A 15,849-nucleotide genomic window follows, 5' to 3' on the forward strand; every position below is an offset into this window, starting at 1 on the left:
TTTGGTCACGCATTACAGGATGCCGGGGTTGACTGGCGCGTAAACATCTATGGCGGTGCCCAGCACGCCTTTTGGGCGCGCCCGACAAATTCGGATGGATCGCCGGTCGAAGGGCTCACGCATGTTCAAGCAACCGTGCCAGGTGTCGGCTATCACCCAAAACACACTGAGCGCGCATGGCGAGCGGTTCTTGGTCTTTTCGCAGAGGAATCGAAATGAGCGACGTGCATGAAGTCCGGGCGCGGGAAGAAGATTTGCGAAGCGCCATGTTAGCCGCAGACGCGTCGGCCCCGTCGAGCCTCATAGTAGAAACACCGCATAAAGGCGCTGCACACCGACACCCTATAGCGCCGCCGTTCGTGCCTCACTCTAGTGCTTCCGCGTGCAGGTGAGCTTGGTCGTTCGACTGCCTAGATTTCAGGTTAGAACAGTAACTTAAGTTTCTAGATAGGATGCAGATGTCAATGCATTTTGAAAGTCGGGAGTGACCAATTGTGTACGGAGCAGATCCAAAAGATAAGCATCCAATGAAGGGGTTCCCGCAGGTTTGCTTTATCCAAAACACGGTATCGAATCCTAATATCATTATTGGAGATTACACCTATTACGACGATCCAGAAGATTCAGATAACTTTGAACGCAACGTCTTATACCATTTTTCATTCATCGGCGATCGCTTAATCATTGGCAAGTTTTGTGCGCTGGCGCGAGGCGTAAAGTTCATCATGAATGGGGCAAATCACAAAATGGATGGTTTTTCGACTTATCCGTTTTCAATCTTTGGCAATGGCTGGGAGAGAATAGACCCTCAATCGGACGAGCTAAGTTACAAAGGCGATACAGTGATCGGAAATGACGTGTGGATTGGCTATGAAGCGGTGATTATGCCAGGAGTACAGGTGGGAGACGGAGCTATCATTGCTGCAAAGTCAGTTGTGGTGAGCAATGTTTTACCTTATACCATTGTTGGTGGCAATCCAGCGAAGTGTATCCGCCAGCGCTTCGAGGATAATGTGATCCAAGCATTACTTGAAGTCGCTTGGTGGAATTGGGACATTGAGAAAATTACGCGCAATCTGGAAAAAATTGTAGCGGCAGACATTGAAGCCCTAATCAATTGTCAGTAGCAGCGCAGTCGAACAATTTTGTTGGAGCGGATTGGCGATACCTGGGTATGGGGTTAAAGGTGGCTACAACCGCTCAACAGAGCCGTTATACGTCTTCGTTTCTCGGTTGTGGCAGTTTATCAGTGGTGCCTGTTAGCGTTCTAAGTTGAGTAAGCCAAGCGATCGCACATGAACCAGATTTTGTATCTCGTGAGGCATTGTCAGGCAACTGGTCAAGAACCTGATGCACCGTTGACAGAAATAGGCAAACAGCAAGCGATCGCGTTAGCGGATCGGTTTAGCAAAGTACCGGTTGAACGCATTATTTCCAGTCCATTCACCAGAGCATGTCAGTCAATCATGCCGTTGTCGGAACGTCTTGGGTTAACGGTTGAGGTGGATGAGCGATTGATTGAGCGGGCATTAAGTCCAGTTCCACTAGATAACTGGCGGAAACGGCTAGCTGAGACATTTGTAGATTTAGACCTGAGTTTTGAGGGGGGTGAGTCAAGCCGTACAGCGATGACGCGAGGTGTTGCGGTAGTTCGGGTTATGTCAAATAGTTTGTGTCAAGGGTAGTAGAAGTTATAGGGAAAGGCGATCGCCAAACTGGATAGCGAAACGATTTAGAGCAGGCTTCCAGTTAGGAATTGGCATGGTCCACTTTTTGGCAAGATTTTGAATTGCCAAGTAAATAACTTTCAAGGCAGACTCATCGGTTGGAAAAGCTCGGTGGTTTTTAAGGTTGTGTCGCAAAAATCGGTCAATGGTAAGGTGGGATAGCTTAAACTCTTGCACCTGACTTTCTATGGCTACTTCATCCCTGTTTAAGTGGCGGCATTTTTTGCCAGAGATCATCCTGCTCAATGTGCGGTGGTACTGCCGTTACTCCCTCAACTATCGAGACTTAGAGGAGATGATGCAGGATCGGGGAGTGAAGGTAGACCACTCGACGATCAACCGTTGGTTGCTGAAGTATGCGCCAGAACTCGACAAACGGATTCGACGGTATCTGAAGCCGACAAACGACTCGTGGAAAACCGACGAGACGTACATCAAAATCAAGGGTAAGTGGAAATATCTGTATCGTGCTGTCGATTCAGCAGGTAACACCTTGGACTTTATGTTGAGCGCAAAGCGAGATGGCAAGGCAGCGGCACGATTTTTTCGTAAAGTGCTCAAGGGTCAGCATACTCAAACTCCACGAGTCATTACAGTGGACAAGAACGCCGCTTATCCAGTGGCAATAGATGCTCTCAAAGCAGATGAAGCAATTAAAAAAGAGACCGAATTAAGGCAGAGTAAGTATCTAAATAATGTGGTTGAGCAAGACCATCGCAATATCAAGCGTATCGTGAAGCCGATGATGGGATTCAAGTCATTCAATAGTGCGAGGAGAACGTTGAGCGGAATCGAAGCGATGAATACGATTCGAAAAGGACAAGTGAAAGGAATTGAACAAGGAAGTAGTGTCTCTCAAGCCAAATTTATCGAAGCACTCTTTGGAATTGCTGCTTAAGGGAATACTAACGATACGCTCGGTTGTCCTTAATAAGTTTTTGCGACACAACCAGCCGAGTCAGGGAAGTGACTCCCTGGCTTAGGTTCACCATACCCCAGATCTAACCGTTTCCAACCGACTGATCTTCTTTTGAAGATTGCCTTGATACTATAGACTCTAGATGCTTCTGCGCCCAAAGTGCAGCCTGAATGCGATCGCGCACGCCCAGCTTGCTAAAAATTCGGGTCAGGTAATTCTTCACCGTGCCCTCAGTAACCTGTAATGATTGAGCAATTTCTCGATTACTGCTGCCTTGAGCGAGTTGAATGAGCAAGTCTCGCTCTCGCGGATTTAGCGATACTGACATTGCATCAGCACTTACAAGTGAATTTTGCGGGGTAGAAATTGGTCCTTGAGCAAACACCTTAGGAGCAATGGTCGGGCCAAGCTGACCATACCCTTGCTGAATTTTGCGAATCGCATCTGCCATTTGCTGAGCAGGTGTGTTCTTGAGCAAGTATCCCAATGCTCCTGCCTGTAGCGATTGCCAAATATAGGAATCGTGATCAAAGGTAGTTAAAACCAGAATCCGAATCCACGGATAGCGGCGATGTATTTCACGGGTTGCCTCAACCCCATCACAAATTGGCATTTGAATATCCATCAAAATTACGTCAGGTTGAAGTTCGTGACAAAGGGCGATCGCTTCGCTGCCATGATTCGCTTCTGCGATCACTTCAAGATCAGTTTGCTGCGATAAGAGGAATGCTAGCCCCTCTCGAAACAGAGGCTGATCGTCCACCAGCATTACTCGAATCATAGTAGCCTCTCCCGATCAATTTGTGGTCAACGCGCTATCCGATAGGGGCACCTGCACAATTAGTCTAGTCCCCCGCCCTAGTTCAGTTTGGATCTGGAGTATACCTCCCAGTATTTGCACTCGTTCCTGCATACCTCGCAAACCAAATCCTTGAGAAAGTTGAGTAGAATCAAATCCCCTACCATTATCTGATAACTCTATGAGCAAGCGATCGCTAAAACTCCATCCCTTCAACTGAACTTGAGTTGCGTCTGCGTGTTTCTGAATGTTCGTCACTCCTTCCTGCACAACGAAGTAGAGTTGGTAGCTGGTTTGTAGGGGTAGTGGTGGTAAGTTCAATTGAACTTCAGGGTAAATGAGTTTGCTCCTCCTTTTAACGGGCTGTGTTTGTTGCATTTGAGTAATTAGTGCTGTCAAAGCTTGAGTTAGATCAAAGTTAGACTCTCGCATCGTTTGAACAACTTGGCGCACGTCTTGTAAACATTGATCTGCTAGATATCTAGCCATTTTTAGACGACGAAGTGTTTGAGGAATATCAGACTCTCCAATTTGTTGAGCGACCTCAAGCTGGATACCTAATGTGGTGAGAGTATGACCCAGCGTGTCATGAATATCTCGAGCAATGCGCTCTCGCTCTAACATGATGCCTAGCGTTTCAACCTCTTTGACTAACTCTTCGGTGCGTTTCTGCGCTCTACGCTCTGCCAAGGTTGCAAAACTAAGAAAAATAACAAACGTTACCGCTGTCGTGTAGACAAAGATTCTCTCAACCCATGCCATTGCCATTCGGTCATTGGGATCAAAGACCTCCTGGGGATTTAGCCGCCAGTATTCTAGCTCTTGAGGCACCGACCACAAGAGCGGAATTAAATAAGCAATGCCCGTCAAGATAGCGGTGATGATGACATCCCTACGACTGAGTAAGAAGCAAGCCTTAGCGATGAACAAGTACATCAAGATTTCAGCACCCAATCCTAGCGATACAGCAATGATCATCAGCGCAATCTCAACAAAAATGTAAAGGCGCTTTTGCCAACGAGGGCGATCGCTTGGAAAGATGAAACTGAGTGCAAACCAAATCAGCAGAAACGGGAAAGGACCCCAACTGGGTGAAACAAGGTCAAGCATAGGACCGCTGAAAAGTCCATAAATTGCTGCTGTGAAAACAATAATTGTCCACTCAATGTAGCGGAACATTTTTTGCGTTTGAGTCCCTTGCAATACTCGCCGCGCTAAGCCTGCTAGCTTAGTACTTATCAAGGTGAGCCGTGCAACAGACCAAATCATGCGATCGCAGTGTAGATAGCCAATTGCTATAAAAGTAGCTCTGCTGGTACTTTGAAGTCAATCAGCAAAACAACTCTGGGGCGATCGCTCCAGTTCCACATCTGATATTGTGCGGTGTTATCAAAGATCAGACATCTGCCTTCACGCCAGGTTTGGCAAATTTCCTCGATCTGAACACCGCATTGATTAGGAGTAATCAACCCTAGATGACAGTGCAAGCAATCATCAATAGGTTCAGTAGAGGAGGCAGTGTGAGTGCTTGGTGCTAGGAGCAAGAAGCCCGCACTCACTAGATTAGGAATTCGTTCAATCAGGTGGGTTGTTTCTGGACAGAGACGGCAGTTTTCCTCAATCTTGATGCCGTGAACATATAGTTCAAATAGATCCGAACCTTCCCTGAGAAGCTCTTCCTCCCAAGAAAAGAAACCTTTGTTTTCTAATCGTCTCAGTTCAGAGAGAACAAGTCTCCAATTTGCTTCTACTAAGTCTACAAATGCATACTCGGAGGATGGATAAAATGAATATCTGATGGTGGGGAGCGGCTTGGGAGAGCCAAATAATTGAGGTGGCTGAGGTTGAGGCTGCCCTAAAAAACGTGCAAACACAGTAGAAACAACATATTGCAATATCTCCATCCAGGCAAGCAGTTCCCAGGTTTTCAGCAAAATTTTAATCATATCCGCAGCTTGGATTGGAGCCATAGATTCGTATGAGCTTTTGATAGAGAACAGTCGTCCTGTTCCTGTCCCGTTAGCTGTACTTCCTGTTCTACCTTTAACCCTTCCAACAAATTGCGGTCTTCGCTTACTAGGGGAAATTTCAAATGAGACTCGGCTACTCCTCGCTGGATCAATCGGTTTCGCACTTGGGTAAAACTGCCGGACTCTAAAATTCGTAAGCGAGGTGACGGAATTTGATCTTGCCGTTTAGCTTCATACGAGGGGTGAATGCTCTTGAGAATGGTGTCAAATTTAGACAGAAATGTCACTGGATCGTCGAGGACATAACCGGGAGCGAGTTCAATGTTGACCCAATAGTGATCTGGAATCTGGTCGTTAGACAAGGTGATGCAGAAATTCTCTAGCAATACATTCATTGTTTGCTGGAGGATCTGCATTACCTGCAAGACATGAAATTCGGTTGTTTTTTCTGTTGTTGATGAAATGACTCCACCTTGTCGATGTTGAAATGTGATTAAAGGAGCCTGCTCAAAAAATCCGTCAATCTGTACGATATCTCCAATGTCATAACGGTAGAAACCGCTGTAGTTAGTCATCACAATTCGGTAGCGATCGCCTACTCTAACTTCTGATAGCAACTGCGTTTGAGGTTGAGCTGTTTCCCATTGGTCTTCTGGAATGAATTCTAGAAAGCTAGTTTCGATCGCAGGAATAACACTGTCCGTATTGAAAGCCCAACTGATACCAAAAGTCGTTTCAGAAGCAGCATATACCCCACCAAATATAGGAGTATCACCAAAATATTGGGGAAATCGCTGTAAGTAAAAATTAGACGTTCCGCCCCGTGCTGTAGATACCAATGAGAGATTTGTCCATGCCAAAATTGGGGTTAGACGACCCTCTACCTTAGCAATTTGGCGGAGCTGAGTGGCCCGCTGGGGAGCAATTGACCAGTGCCTCATGAGACTAGCCCGCAAATCTGGCTCAATCGATAGCCAACTTGCGATCTCTCCTGTTTCTAGATCATGGATCAGGCTGTCAGCATATTGTTCGAGATAATTTGCGAGTTGCAGAGCCAGTACTGGAAAGGTGGCTCCTATAATCTTCAAATCTGGATTCCGTAGAGCAAAGAGCAGGCAAACATACTGTCGGGCAAAACTATCGGAGATTTGTAAGGCTTCCCAGGGGTAAGCAAAGAACTGACGAGTTAAGATATTCGATAGGCGCAGGTCACTCGTGCTAACTGGGCCATAGGAAACACCACCTGCCGTTCGTCCCAACGGTTTAGCCGAACTTGTGAATAGCAGTTTGCCCAGCGATAAGCCTCGCTGCCTTGCTGCATCAATTGCAAACCCCATTGCTGCCCAGTTTGCTTGAGAAATGGCACGGCGCGATCGCTTCGTCACAGGAACCAGCTTCTGCCTGCCGGTTGAGCCACTAGTCAGATTGAAATAAAGCAAACGATCGGGCACCAGAATGTTAGTTTCCCCATTCGCCATGCGCTCAATGAACGGTTGGTAACTAGAGTAAGGCTGAACTGGAATTCGCTCACGAAACTGCTCTATGGTTTTGATTTCAGATAACTTATAGTGATGCCCAAACTCAGTGTTTTGATGAGTTTGGAGGAGCGATCGCAAAAACTGTTCTTGTACTGCATCAGCGTGGCGTGTTTTTTGAACAAAGTTGACCTTGGCTTGTCGGGCCATGGTAGCTAGTAATGACCAAAATAATTTTGTCATGGGCAACCTTCTATGAGCAGCAGCCCGAAGATTTGAAGCTGCTTGATATTCCCTTAATCAGTGAGTAGTAGAACTCTCTGATATCTTCTCCCAAATTAACCTTTGGCGTAGTTACTCTTCACCGGCTGCACTTACCTACTCAAGTCAGAGGCAGAATTTAAGACCAAACCGCAACAAGGCTTTTCTGAGCTTAGATGATTCAGCAATTTCCTTCTATATCCAATAGTCATCGTTTTAAGTGACTTTTGTCATGACGAAAGTCATCTTTATTTCGTTGGGCTTGCAGTGGTATTGTTGCTATACCAACCTCGGATCAAGCCTTAGAGGAATATTGCTCAAGAATTGTAATAGTCACTCACCTGTTTGACCCGGTGGTAGGAGTCATCATTGAGGGACTATCACATTAAATGTAGAAAAACTTGAAGGAAGCAGACATTTAACGCATGGAAGCACGGTTCGTTAGGACGCTAGTTTTATTTGTGATTCTCACCTTCGTCTTTGGGGTTCTCGAACGTTTTTTTCCCAGCATTCCTCATCAATCGAAGTGGCGGCGTGGGGTTTGGCTAGATACTTTCTACTGGTTTTTCACCCCGATGGTGATCCAGATTATCAGCATGGCGGCGATCGGCCTTGTCCTCATCCCACTCTACCTGCTGGTGGGGCGTATCACTATTCAAAATGGGATGTTGTCATTTGATATCAATCAAGTTTTAGCGGGCTACGGGCCGATCTCTCACCTGCCGCTGTGGGTGCAAGGGCTGATCGCGATCTTCATTGGCGATTCCATCGGTTATTGGACGCATCGCTGGCATCACACCCGTCAGCTTTGGGATTTTCATGCTGTCCACCACAGTGCTGAGGTAATGGACTGGCTCACAGCAGTGCGGCTGCATCCTGTGAATGACATTGTCTCACGGGTGTGTCAGGCGACTCCGGTACTACTGCTGGGTTTCTCACCAGTTGCCGTTGAAGCCTATGTGCCATTCCTATCAAGCTACATTGCTCTGATTCATGCGAATGTGTCCTGGACGTATGGTCCGTTTCGCTACGTGATTTCTAGCCCCGCTTTCCATCGCTGGCACCACACTACAGAAGAAGAAGGAGCAGGTAAGAATTTTGCTGGACTTTTTCCAATTTTTGACGTGATTTTCGGTACGTTTTATATGCCTCAAGGTGAACAGCCGAGAAACTTTGGGCTAATTGGTGAACCGATTAAGGAAACGTTTTTTGACCAGTTACTTTTCCCCTACCGCAACTGGAAAATCGTCAAAGCTTGGTTCAATTCAAATCAACCTGTAGTTGAGTTTGCCGAAAAAGAACCTGTCAAAGCTTCAAATAGTCAAGACGTAACTTTGATTAGCTAACAGCAACGTGGCTTTTAGCATTACGAGCAGGTTGGCAGTTGATAACTAGCTCTAGGCATCAATCAGAGTGCTACAACCAAACTACGATAGCTACATCAATGTTTTTGCGACAGAAGCTTTCTCTTATGGAGTTAGAATACAACAAGCGATCGCACCTGGAAATATGGAAGCGATTGTCAAACCGTCTCACTGATTGCTAAACGACTCAACTTGCTCGACAGGTGATAGTTTCTTTTTGTCCATGCCTTCCTTAACAGATGCCTTTAACCAGCAACTCTCAGATCTACGTATTCTGATTGTAGAAGATGATCCGTTAATGCGTTTGGGATTGGAGCATCTTTTGGAGGACTATCATCAATTGCAGATCATCGGTCAGATGGAGGATGGGTACTCTGGAGTTGAAGCGGCGCTTGAGCTAAAGCCAGATTTGGTAATTATGGATATCGGTTTGCCAGAGCTAGATGGCATTGCGGCTACTCAACAAATTAAAGCTAGTCTGCCAATGGTACGGGTAATGATGCTTACTTCCCATAAATCAGAACAAGAAATTATTGCAGCTCTATCAAGCGGAGCCGATGGGTATTGTGTGAAAGGCTTAGGCTTAGAAAAGTTAGTGATGGCGATCGCCTGTGTGCAGGATGGTTCTATCTATCTTGATCCTCAAATTGCTCAATGCGTTGTGAAACATCTACAGCCTGCTGCTCGGGTTAAACCAGCGAACCCACTCAGCCGAAGAGAGCTGGAAGTGCTAGAGCTAATTGTTGAGGGGCACAGCAATCCTGAGATTGCACTCATGCTGCATTTGAGCCTGAGTACGGTAAAAGCTCACATCCGTAGCATTATGAACAAGTTAGCGGTTGATGATCGGGTACAAGCAGCGGTTGTAGCGTTGCGGTCAGGTTGGATATAGGGGTAGGGTAAACCAAAATGTTGTTCCCTTGCCTAACTGACTGATGACCCCAATTTCACCTCCATGTGCCTCAACAATTTGTTTACAAAGGTACAGCCCTAAGCCTAAGCCTGGTGTATATCGTGACTTCTTTCCACGAGCGTAAAGTTCAAATAAGCGCTGGCATTGCTTTGGGTCAATACCAATACCACTATCCTGAATTACACAGAGCAGTATTGGGGATTGAGACCGAATGAGTTGTTTCACGCCTTTGTCATTATTTCTCCATCCTCCTATCTGTTCAAGGATCTGCTCAGATTGCATCACATTTGCATCCAGCGTCAGCTTGATTTCATGAGGGTTGTGCTTGAGTGCATTTCCAATAAGATTGCTAAACACCCGCCAAAGCTGGTGCATATCAGCATTCACAAGTGGAAGATTATCAGCAATGCGATTAATGAGTTGAACACGTTTTCTAATTAAATTGTGCTCAAGATTGAGCAAAACTGAATCCACTAACGGTTTTAACTGAATAGGTTCACAACGAAGAATAATTCCTTGTGTTTCAGCGGTGTGAGCTTCAAGTAGAGAATTAATCAAGGCAAGTTGGTGATTGCTCCCTTGCAGTAACCGTTCAATCGTCGATCGCTTCACTCTAACCTCATTATCTGATTCATCTGTGGCTTTGCTCAACAAAGTGTTTAATACAATTGAACTACCCACAACCGGAGTCTGCAAATCATGTGACACAGAATGTAAGAATATTTGTAGTTGGCGCTTTGCTTCAAACTCTGAACGTTTCAAGCGTTCGTACAGATACACTGCCAGAATGCTTACCGAGCAAGCGCAAGCGAGTTGGATAATAATTTCTCTAGAGTAAAGGCTATGGATTTCTATATAATTAGCGGTCGTTAAATTAATGATGGGATAGGCAATCGCATAATAGATGATAGATAAAACCTGATAAATGAAATGCAATCGCCAGTGCACCGGAATTAAAACTGCAATGTAGAGAAATAAAGTGCCACTTGGTACTTCAGGAAGATTGACGAAAGCAAAAACGATTTGTACAAGATTACATAGAGAGTAGGCAAAAAGTAGAAATAGTGCCTCAGGATGTCGTCGTCCCCAGGATGTTTTTTGCCCAATCAAGCAAGCCAATAAAATAACAACAGCACCTACGTAGTAGATGATGGATGCAATTCTCCATTGATCTGCGATCGCTACATCTCCGTAGGAATTGAGAGCGGCTGTTCTTAATCTCTCAAACTCAAACAATACAGAATAAAGACCTTCAATTGATACGATCAAATGCCAAAACAGAGCTAACCATAGTCCCAGGCATAATCGCTTTCGTAGAAATTGATGTCTCCAGGTTAGGTAATCTGTTGATTCCTGAGGTGACTTAAAGCGGCCTAGCCAACGTTGCACCTGTTGGCTTAGTCCACTCCAAGTTACTTGAACAAACTGCGACCATTGACCTAACCTGAGTGACTGCCGCATAAGTTTTAGAAATGCTGAACTCCACGATGCTACACCAAAATTCTTAGATGTGAAATTGACCGATCGGTTAGTTTGGACATTGACTCATAAGCTGGTAATTAGCGAACTCTAGCCACTTGAATGAATTTAGGATTGACCGATCGGTTATATCGATTTGGCCGGGCGATCGATTTAAGCAACATTGCTCCATTCATATGATAGAACTCAACTCGTTCTCAATTAGAGAGGTCAAATGTTTCGAGTTTGGTTACTAACAGTCGATATTTTGATCAGGATAGGGCTTGTGAAATTGCCTGAGAAAGAGCAATTTGAGGAATTAAATCAACACTACTTGAAGCAAGATTCAAAGCGGCTACATCGCAACTGCAATGAAGAGATGGTTGATTAGATTTAACTCTTCTAACTGTTCCACTTGAATTTTCGTCCGTGTTTGGTGCTAATTGGAGAGCGACTGAGAAGATCTCAAATGCTTTTCAGACATTTTCTTCCGCTGATTTAATCACCTTTTGTCAGAAGCTAAAACATGTTCAGGACAAAATCTTCCAACAGAATTAAAGCAATGGCTTTAATGGTTTTAACCTTTTGTGCAGTGCTGTTTTTGCTACCATTACCTCTCAACGCGAACCGACCTGCTCAGGGTACTTGGCAACCTGTTCCATCTCATCGAGAAGACCGAGGGGCTATCAAGGTTGTTTGGCTTCAAGGAACGCCATATGAGATGGGATATCAGCACGGCACACTGTTACATGACGAAATTGCTTCATTGCCGATCGCTGCAATTAATGCCCTGCGTCTGTTTGGCCGTGGATTGGGGTTGACTAGAATAGCGACTCGGCGCTCATTTCCCGATGTGGTTCAAGAGTGTGAAGGGCTCGTTGCTGCCACTAGAGACATTGGCATGACGATGGATAGCTGTATGGTGCTGGCATTTGGTGATGTGTATCAGGCGTACTTCACACATCTGTTACCCAATATTCTGTTTTGGGAAGGTTGTGCCAATTTTGTTGCAACAGGTCAAGCAACGGCAGATGGTCGTTTTTATCATGGACGCACTTTAGATAACGGACACCCGGTTGATTACTGGATCGAAAATACAACCGTTTTTGTCCGGCAGCCCAATGATGGAATTCCCCATGCATTTATTGCTGTTCCGGGTATTGTTTGGCCCAACTCTGGGTTGAACGTAGAAGGTATCACAGTTTCACTAAATACCATCCTCGTTGAAGATATTGGCAGACTCTCATTGGAAGGACGCAGCAATGTACAACTGATGGCACAAGTGTTAAAGCACGCTAGCAATTACGAAGCAGCCCGAGCTTTTATGGCATCGGAAGAACGGATGCGGGCTAACCTCGTCATCATTACAGACGGCAAATCTCGGCAAGCAGGTGTATTTGAATTGCTGGGCAAGGAAATGGGGGTGCGTGAGCTAGATGAAACCGGTATCCTCTACATGACAAATCACTTTGTCTCGCCCCAAACAGCAGGAAAAGATATACCACCGGATGAATCAAGCCTGCTGCGATATGAACGCTTTGAGCAATTGCTGGAACCGGATGGGCTTTACTCCCGCTATGGAGAACTCTCGCCAGAAACAATAGTTGAGATTCTGCGCGATCGCACTCATGCCAAGACTCTAGAAGCCAGTTCTCCAGACATATTTGATGATGATGCCAGTATTGGTGGCAACGGTTCCATGCGACAAGTTGTGTTTGACCCGGAAAAGTTATTGTTTTGGATTGCTGCTGGACCAGTTCCCGTACCCGAAAATCCATTTGTTTGCTTCTCGTTAGGTGAAATGTTGAGTCTCCCCAATGCCTCACCCTGCCAATCTCAAATGATTGAGTGATTGTCCTGCTGAAAGAATTGCAGCATCAGAGCAAAAATATGATTTCAGGAGTAGTTCATGTTTGCGCGTAAGTTGCGGAGTCTTAAACACGTTGGTCACCGCTTGGGGCAAAACCTTTTACTTTGCACAAGTGCTGTCTTTCTGCTGCCAATTCACCTTCATGCAGCAGAGCAAGTTACTCTGACAAGCAATGGCGTAGAGGTGACGATTTCGATTGATGATTTGCAGGGTTTTGTGGGCGATCGCCAAACCTCAGCAGAATTGCAGCAATTTTTCGAGCAAACAGGAAACGTAGAATCAGTACGCCAAGGTTTAGATGCTAGAATTCCGCTTGCTCCGGCTACCCTAGAGCAAAACTTTAGTAGCCCAACCGATCAGTTTGTGCTAGTTCAGCTTGATCAAATCCTGGGAACTCAATTCAGACAGGAAAATCTGCGACCTTTGCAATCTGCTTTAGTTTCTGCCTATGAAAATGACAGTCGCTTCTCAGTTGCTGAAGTGATTGAACACTATCCCACACCGGAAGTTCGGGTTGAGGTGAGTGAACTATTACAGGTCTACAATGAGATGCAGCCTATTGTGGCGATCGCCAACAATTTTCTACCGGAGTTAGCGTGTAACTGTATTGCTCCAACTGCATCTGAATTTGATTGGTCGCAAACTCAAACAACAGCCCAGACAGCAGCACCTAAGGAAATTAAGCGTGAGTTAGATGCAGAAGTAATCGACTGCATGAGAGATTCAACGAGTCAAAGTAGCTACCTTAAGCAGAATTTGGAAGACTCTGCCAACTCATCTTCAAGCACATTACAACAACTCATTGTGACCTATGGTCCATTACGCCCTTCCTTCTCGATTGAGTATCTAGAAGCCTTAGCAGAAAGTGGAGAAGCACCTAGAGCTTGGAGTATTTATCTAAATGCTGCCAACGTGGAACCAGAAATTATTCAAACTGCTTTGAACCAAACAATTACTGTAGAAGCTCAACTTTTAGATAGAATCCTCAATTCTGTGCTGGGAGAATATGGGCTGTTTCAGCTTGGACAGATACTTCACACACGCTCTGAGCGAGCTAATATTCAAGCGCTGAGGGCAGCCATAGTACAGTCTGTGCTAGATGATAATCGCATTTCGCTACTTGAGTTTTTGCAGAATTATCCACTTCCAGAAGTTTATGTAGATGGCTCTAACTTGATTCGACTAAGTCGCCAGTTTAATCAGACGATTAACGCCGTTACCGAAGCCTCAAACAGTGGCATTGAAAATGACCTTGTTCCTTCAGAGGACTGGTTATTAAGTATCCAGGCTTCTATTGCAGAAAACTTGTGCGAGTGTAGCTCCAACCATCTTTAGAACAATACAACAATGACTCACTTTGGCATTTTTTGTCTCGGTGGCACCGGGCACTTAAACACGATGCTCCCGCTTGGAGTTGAACTGCGACGTAGAGGGCACCAAGTTACTGTTTTCAGTGATGCCCGGGCAGAACTCAGAACGCTAGAAGCAGGTCTTAATTTTGAGACGATCGCCGGTGCAGAAGTAGATCCAAATCGAGCAAAACTTACAGGACTACGAGCATTGTGGCATGGCATTCACGCTTTCAGAACTAGAGTAATTGTGAGTTTGAGAGAAACTCCCACTATCATTCGGCAAGCAGGTGTTGAAGCTCTGCTGGTAGATATGTCAGCTTTTGAGGGAGGGGCGATCGCTGATTCTGTACAACTCCCGTATATCACAGTGTGCAGTTCCTTAGCGCTTTATCAGGACAATTATGTTCCGCCGACTTTAACGACCTGGAGTTACAATCCAGCCTGGTATTTTCGTTTGCGTAACTGGCTCGCTTACAAATTGCTTTGGCTATTGTCTCGTCCTGTCTGGAGCGTTATTGCAGACTACCGCAAACAATATAACTTACCTGCTTACTCAACTTACAATGATTGCTTCTCTAAGCTAGCGATTATTAGCCAACAGGTTACTGAGCTTGAGTTTCCTCGCCATGAGTTACCCTCGCACTTTTATTTCACGGGTCCATTTCATAGCTCTATCGGGCGCTCTAAAGTTGATTTTCCATTTGAGCAATTAAACGATCTTCCTCTAATCTATGTTTCACTGGGAACTTCTCGGAATCGATTGAAGAACCTGTTTCGACTCATTGCTGAAGCCTGTGCAACTTTAGAAGTGCAGTTTGTGATCTCACTAGGAGGCGGGCTAGAACCAGAAGAAGTATTGGAACTGCCAGGCAATCCAATTGTCGTGAAATATGCTCCACAGTTGGAGTTATTGGAACGAGCAAGTCTCTGCATCACTCATGGTGGGATGAATACAGCTTTAGAGGCTCTAAATCATGCAGTTCCACTCATTGCGATTCCGGTTGCAGATGATCAGTTGGGAACAGCAGCACGAATTGCTTGGTCTGGTGTGGGTGAATGGCTGCCGTTATCTGGTTTAACCGCCTCAGAGTTACGAGATGTCATTCAGTGGGTGTTAGGTCACAAGTCCTATAATTACCATGCGATTCGTTTACAGTCGGCGATTCATTCCTCTGGTGGGGTAAAGTATGCAGCCGATATCATTGAAGCGGTAATTAAGGAGGAGAAGAAGCAATCAGAATCTAACAAGAGCAGTGAATCAGCTTCTCAAGTTTCCCTACAATCCCAATAAGATTTGTGCAGGATCGCCCGTCGTCGTGATAACTTTTCACCTGTCGTGCAGCAGTTGTAGAGCGAAGAAATAAGTGACAAGAACGAAAAATTATTTGTCAAGCTCATCTGATACCTTAAATTCATTCTTTGCAAGGGTTTGAAACTTCTCCTAAAAGCTCTGTAGCTGAGACGAGCAGTAGGAGCAAACCTTTAGATGCACCAATGTATCCTTTTTATTGGAAGTTGGGAAGAGTCAAAACCTCTCGCTTTGACATTTAATTCTTCGTCAAGGACACTTATTTCTTCACCCTACACCAGTAGAACCTTCTATAGCTCTACGGGAGCACGTTAGGACGTTATTTTAGAGATAGATAAGCGTTTAGGAGTGCCAATGTCAGCCCCCTACAGTTATGACCTTCGTCGCAAAGCGATTGATGCAGTAAAGCGTGGTGAGCGTAAAAGTGAGGTG

General features: G+C 45.3%; 15 protein-coding genes. 9 read left to right on the forward strand and 6 right to left on the reverse strand.

Annotated features, from left to right (window positions below):
• The 3 genes from H6G00_RS21870 to H6G00_RS21880 form a co-directional block, all read left to right on the forward strand.
• A partial coding sequence (locus tag H6G00_RS21870; protein WP_190798360.1) for a dienelactone hydrolase family protein occupies positions 1–219 on the forward strand: 219 nt, incomplete at its 5' end.
• 275 nt (positions 220–494) lie between these two features.
• Positions 495–1,127 carry a Vat family streptogramin A O-acetyltransferase gene (locus tag H6G00_RS21875; RefSeq protein ID WP_190640721.1) on the forward strand — a complete coding sequence of 211 codons (633 nt, stop codon included), beginning with the start codon at positions 495–497 and terminating at the stop codon, positions 1,125–1,127.
• A gap of 168 nt (positions 1,128–1,295) precedes the next feature.
• Positions 1,296–1,685 carry a histidine phosphatase family protein gene (locus H6G00_RS21880; protein WP_190798361.1) on the forward strand — a complete coding sequence of 130 codons (390 nt, stop codon included), beginning with the start codon at positions 1,296–1,298 and terminating at the stop codon, positions 1,683–1,685.
• 6 nt (positions 1,686–1,691) lie between these two features.
• Here H6G00_RS21880 and H6G00_RS21885 read toward each other — a convergent pair whose 3' ends face one another.
• Positions 1,692–1,904, reverse strand: coding sequence for a hypothetical protein (locus H6G00_RS21885; protein WP_347277693.1), 213 nt, complete (start codon positions 1,902–1,904; stop codon positions 1,692–1,694).
• A gap of 10 nt (positions 1,905–1,914) precedes the next feature.
• Between H6G00_RS21885 and H6G00_RS21890 the strand changes: the two genes are divergently transcribed.
• A complete protein-coding gene (locus H6G00_RS21890) occupies positions 1,915–2,625 on the forward strand; it encodes an IS6 family transposase (RefSeq protein ID WP_190798362.1) in 711 nt (236 codons plus the stop codon).
• A 103-nt stretch (positions 2,626–2,728) separates the two neighbouring features.
• Here the strand turns inward: H6G00_RS21890 and H6G00_RS21895 are convergent, their stop codons facing one another.
• From H6G00_RS21895 to H6G00_RS21910, 4 genes are read right to left on the reverse strand one after another with little or no spacing between them, the layout of a single operon-like run.
• Positions 2,729–3,427, reverse strand: coding sequence for a response regulator transcription factor (locus tag H6G00_RS21895; protein WP_190643002.1), 699 nt, complete (start codon positions 3,425–3,427; stop codon positions 2,729–2,731).
• A 15-nt stretch (positions 3,428–3,442) separates the two neighbouring features.
• On the reverse strand, positions 3,443–4,714 hold the full coding sequence (locus H6G00_RS21900) for a sensor histidine kinase (RefSeq protein WP_190798363.1): 1,272 nt from the start codon (positions 4,712–4,714) through the stop codon (positions 3,443–3,445).
• A 26-nt stretch (positions 4,715–4,740) separates the two neighbouring features.
• A complete protein-coding gene (locus tag H6G00_RS21905) occupies positions 4,741–5,415 on the reverse strand; it encodes an aspartyl/asparaginyl beta-hydroxylase domain-containing protein (protein ID WP_190798364.1) in 675 nt (224 codons plus the stop codon).
• On the reverse strand, positions 5,388–7,133 hold the full coding sequence (locus tag H6G00_RS21910) for a GH3 auxin-responsive promoter family protein (protein WP_190798365.1): 1,746 nt from the start codon (positions 7,131–7,133) through the stop codon (positions 5,388–5,390). The genes H6G00_RS21905 and H6G00_RS21910 overlap by 28 nt, the downstream gene beginning before the upstream one ends.
• A 443-nt stretch (positions 7,134–7,576) precedes the next feature.
• Between H6G00_RS21910 and H6G00_RS21915 the strand changes: the two genes are divergently transcribed.
• On the forward strand, positions 7,577–8,497 hold the full coding sequence (locus H6G00_RS21915) for a sterol desaturase family protein (RefSeq protein WP_190798366.1): 921 nt from the start codon (positions 7,577–7,579) through the stop codon (positions 8,495–8,497).
• A 241-nt stretch (positions 8,498–8,738) separates the two neighbouring features.
• Positions 8,739–9,407: a response regulator transcription factor gene (locus tag H6G00_RS21920; RefSeq protein WP_190798367.1), complete on the forward strand. Its 669-nt coding sequence runs from the start codon at positions 8,739–8,741 to the stop codon at positions 9,405–9,407.
• On the opposite strand, the gene H6G00_RS21925 is transcribed toward H6G00_RS21920, so the two are convergent.
• Positions 9,393–10,697 (reverse strand): HAMP domain-containing sensor histidine kinase, encoded by a 1,305-nt coding sequence (locus H6G00_RS21925; RefSeq protein WP_190798368.1) that lies wholly within the window; start codon positions 10,695–10,697, stop codon positions 9,393–9,395. The genes H6G00_RS21920 and H6G00_RS21925 overlap by 15 nt on opposite strands.
• Before the next feature lie 751 nt (positions 10,698–11,448).
• On the opposite strand from H6G00_RS21925, the gene H6G00_RS21930 reads away from it, so the two are divergent.
• Genes H6G00_RS21930 through H6G00_RS21940 form a run of 3 tightly spaced genes read left to right on the forward strand, consistent with a single transcriptional unit; the run spans position 11,449 to position 15,399 of the window.
• The gene (locus tag H6G00_RS21930; RefSeq protein ID WP_190642995.1) at positions 11,449–12,738 is read left to right on the forward strand and encodes a C45 family peptidase; all 1,290 of its coding nucleotides are present in this window, start codon (positions 11,449–11,451) and stop codon (positions 12,736–12,738) included.
• A 57-nt stretch (positions 12,739–12,795) separates the two neighbouring features.
• Complete coding sequence (locus tag H6G00_RS21935) at positions 12,796–14,091, forward strand: alpha/beta hydrolase (RefSeq protein WP_190798369.1); 1,296 nt, start codon at positions 12,796–12,798, stop codon at positions 14,089–14,091.
• Between the two features lie 12 nt (positions 14,092–14,103).
• Entirely contained in the window at positions 14,104–15,399 is a 1,296-nt protein-coding gene (locus tag H6G00_RS21940; RefSeq protein WP_190798370.1) for a glycosyltransferase, read from the forward strand.
• The last annotated feature ends 450 nt before the right edge of the window (positions 15,400–15,849 follow it).

Source organism: Leptolyngbya sp. FACHB-541 (genome assembly GCF_014695875.1).
Taxonomy (GTDB): Bacteria; Cyanobacteriota; Cyanobacteriia; order Elainellales; family Elainellaceae; genus JAAUTN01.

Excerpts from the sequence above, each read along its gene's own strand:
- H6G00_RS21880 (WP_190798361.1), top strand. The coding sequence starts at position 1,296 with ATGAACCAGATTTTGTATCTCGTGAGGCATTGTCAGGCAACTGGTCAA.
- H6G00_RS21890 (WP_190798362.1), top strand. The coding sequence starts at position 1,915 with ATGGCTACTTCATCCCTGTTTAAGTGGCGGCATTTTTTGCCAGAGATC.
- H6G00_RS21895 (WP_190643002.1), bottom strand. The coding sequence starts at position 3,427 with ATGATTCGAGTAATGCTGGTGGACGATCAGCCTCTGTTTCGAGAGGGG.
- H6G00_RS21900 (WP_190798363.1), bottom strand. The coding sequence starts at position 4,714 with ATGATTTGGTCTGTTGCACGGCTCACCTTGATAAGTACTAAGCTAGCA.
- H6G00_RS21905 (WP_190798364.1), bottom strand. The coding sequence starts at position 5,415 with ATGGCTCCAATCCAAGCTGCGGATATGATTAAAATTTTGCTGAAAACC.
- H6G00_RS21910 (WP_190798365.1), bottom strand. The coding sequence starts at position 7,133 with ATGACAAAATTATTTTGGTCATTACTAGCTACCATGGCCCGACAAGCC.
- H6G00_RS21915 (WP_190798366.1), top strand. The coding sequence starts at position 7,577 with ATGGAAGCACGGTTCGTTAGGACGCTAGTTTTATTTGTGATTCTCACC.
- H6G00_RS21920 (WP_190798367.1), top strand. The coding sequence starts at position 8,739 with ATGCCTTCCTTAACAGATGCCTTTAACCAGCAACTCTCAGATCTACGT.
- H6G00_RS21930 (WP_190642995.1), top strand. The coding sequence starts at position 11,449 with ATGGCTTTAATGGTTTTAACCTTTTGTGCAGTGCTGTTTTTGCTACCA.
- H6G00_RS21935 (WP_190798369.1), top strand. The coding sequence starts at position 12,796 with ATGTTTGCGCGTAAGTTGCGGAGTCTTAAACACGTTGGTCACCGCTTG.
- H6G00_RS21940 (WP_190798370.1), top strand. The coding sequence starts at position 14,104 with ATGACTCACTTTGGCATTTTTTGTCTCGGTGGCACCGGGCACTTAAAC.